2 protein-coding genes are annotated in these 616 nt (G+C 67.4%); both read right to left on the bottom strand.

Features of this window, described 5'->3' with window-relative positions:
- The coding region (locus ABD223_RS43375; RefSeq protein ID WP_344044212.1) for a ParA family protein at positions 1-318 on the bottom strand (318 nt) is incomplete at its 3' end.
- 76 nt (positions 319-394) lie between these two features.
- Positions 395-616, bottom strand: a 222-nt coding sequence (locus ABD223_RS43370) for a hypothetical protein (protein WP_344044210.1), incomplete at its 5' end; no start/stop codon positions are given.

Genomic DNA, 616 nt, shown 5'->3' with positions numbered 1-616 from the left:
CTCGCTGATCCGGTTCTCCAGGTCGTAGCGAGCGGGGATCACGTCGATCCGGGAGGCGTACGGGTCCGGCCAGCCGCACGGCACGAGCGCATCGGCGGCAACACCCTGGCCCGCGTTCTGGATCGCCTCGGAGACGGTGGTGCTTGGGTTCGTGGGGTCGAAGCGCCGGCCGAGCCTACGGGAAGCGTTCGCCTGCGGGTCGAGATCCACGACCAGGACGCGAAGCCCGCGTTCGGCCAGGGCCGCCGCGAGGTTCACCGTCCCGGCGGTCTTCCCAGACCCGCCCTTGTTGTTGCCCAGTGCTACTCGGATCGCCATCTCACGCGCCTTTCCGACTCACAGACTCTGTTACTCACAGACTCACAGACTCTGTGAGTCTGCTGGTCAAAAGGGGTCACGCGCCCTCCTTCGGCGCCGATCGCTTGGCGGTGGTCTTCTTCGCCGGGGCCTTCTTGGGCCGGACCTCCAGGCCCGCGTTCTCCAGCCAGGCGTAGAGGGTCGTCGGGCTCACCTGGGCAAGCTCACGCACCCGATTCCGGAGGGCGCCGGCCTTGATGGCCTTGATGGCCACCGGCTCCAACTTGTCCAGCAGCGAAGAGGCTTGCTCCAGCAGTGC

This window comes from Saccharothrix xinjiangensis (assembly GCF_039527585.1).
Classification (GTDB): Bacteria; Actinomycetota; Actinomycetes; order Mycobacteriales; family Pseudonocardiaceae; genus Actinosynnema; species Actinosynnema xinjiangensis.
Note: the sequence above shows the minus strand (reverse complement) of the source record. Positions and strands in the feature narration are given on the sequence as shown.